The organism is Vibrio sp. 10N.222.49.C9 (assembly GCF_041474985.1).
GTDB lineage: Bacteria > Pseudomonadota > Gammaproteobacteria > Enterobacterales > Vibrionaceae > Vibrio > Vibrio crassostreae_C.
This window is the reverse complement of sequence record NZ_JBFRVD010000723.1, coordinates 1-293: the sequence shown is the minus strand read 5'-3', so window position 1 is coordinate 293 and position 293 is coordinate 1. Positions and strand designations below refer to the sequence as shown.

General features: G+C 50.9%; 1 pseudogene. It reads left to right on the top strand.

The features are described 5' to 3' along the window. A pseudogene (locus AB4585_RS25265) lies at positions 1–293 on the top strand (gfo/Idh/MocA family oxidoreductase); the annotation flags it as partial.

The window sequence follows — 293 nt, the reverse complement described above, 5'->3', positions numbered from 1 at the left end:
TGGCGGGTTAACCCCACGCTTTAACGAAGACCATATCGTGTTCCATGGCAGTCAGGGCTCTATTTATATCAAAGGACATTATGGAGATGGACCTCTGTACCTATGGAAAGAAGGGCAGTGGCAAGAGGTTGCGCTGCCTAGCGAAATCACCGAGCAGCTTCCGGCGATAGAGTGCGAAACACAGCGCAGCTGGACTCATCTTGCTACGCAGTTGGTAAAGGATGTGAGTGGCATTGAAGTGGAGCCTTACCAGACGTTTGAAGACGGCTGCAGATATCAGCTGATCATCGACT